The organism is Methylorubrum sp. Q1, assembly GCF_004683995.1.
Classification (GTDB): Bacteria; Pseudomonadota; Alphaproteobacteria; order Rhizobiales; family Beijerinckiaceae; genus Methylobacterium.
Genome location: NZ_SRHQ01000076.1, coordinates 1 through 1,351 on the forward strand (window position 1 = coordinate 1; position 1,351 = coordinate 1,351).

A 1,351-nucleotide genomic window follows, 5' to 3' on the forward strand; every position below is an offset into this window, starting at 1 on the left:
GCCTCCGAAAGCTACCATGGCATGGAGTGGCAAGTCCCGGCGGCCACAACATCCTCACCATCGATCCACCAGTCTGGACACAAGAAGCAATTGTCCGTCCTGCGCCGAAGAGAAATTAAGGACGTCTGACTGCGAAGATCCGATGCCGTTTCTCAGGCCGCCTTCACCTGCTGGATGATCCATTCGAACGCAGAGATCAGCTTCGTGGCTCCAGCAGGATCCGCGGCCACTTGCTGCAAAGGCACTGCGGCCCAGCGGTTCAGCGAGGAATCGTCGAGGGACACTCCGTCGATCTCGGCGAAACGACGCATCAACTCTCGGCGCTGGTCTATATCGCCGAACACCGGCTTGCCATCCAGCGATTTGAACTGCAGCCACACCTTACCCTCTGTTGAGAGGTAAGCCGGATTAATAGCTACACCTAGTGGTTTTAAAAGCGGGTAGACCGAGCCGTTTTCTCGACCCGTGCCGAAGACGAGCGGCAGGCCCGTACTTTTCATCCAATTAAGCAATGCCCTTGCGACTGAAACTTCCTCTGCTGGGTATTTATCTTCGAAGGCCGCGATCAGCCTTTCCTCGGTCCAGCGAGTACCCTTCACAGCGTCCTTCCTGCCGGCAGCCTCCTGGGTCTGCCCGAAGACCACTGGCACAATGGTTCGAAGGCCCTCGCCTACGAACTGCCGAAGTTCCAGCGCAAGAACTTCCGCAGGGTTCATTTGTATGTTGAGGAACTCGACGATTCGGCGAAGCTCAGTAGGTATGTGGTCAGCTACGAACAAGAGTCGCAACTTGCCTGCCTGAATGTTCGTGCCGACCGCGCTCCAGAACCATTCGGCTGTGGCCGGCGGTTCAAGGAGTTCAGCGAGCGTGACGTTGGCATCCGTCCCGGCTTGGAGGCATGTTGCCTCAAAAGCGGCGGCGATCCGTTCTGCGTTCCAGAAGGACTGGAAGTTTGCGGCGTAGTCGAGCATCTGCCCAACCACTTCGCGGCGCAGGCGGCTGTCGGATTGCCGCTTGACTTCAACAAGCGTCGGGACGCCATCTTGGTCGAGGAAGAGATGGTCGAGCGACCAGCGTGTCACCTCATCCTCATGTCCGATGGACAGCTCTTGCCGAACTAGGACGAAGCGCCTCGGCTGGTCGGGGTTGATCTGGTCCCCGACCAAAAGGGAAGGAAACTTCGAAAGGAGCTTTTGAAAATCAAGCTCGGCCGCGAAGTGGGCCGGCAGCATCGGAACGAGGGCCTCATCGGCTTTCAGTACGAACACCCCAGATTGCGTCGCCATCATTCCTCCTTCACGTCGGGCCTGATGACCTCGGCCTAACACCTGTCGGTTCACGCCTCCTAGTG

1 protein-coding gene is annotated in these 1,351 nt (G+C 58.0%); it reads right to left on the reverse strand.

Translation table 11 applies throughout. The features are described 5' to 3' along the window. Positions 1-152: 152 nt before the first annotated feature. A partial coding sequence (locus E4V01_RS25300) for a hypothetical protein (protein ID WP_210234778.1) occupies positions 153-1,351 on the reverse strand: 1,199 nt, incomplete at its 5' end.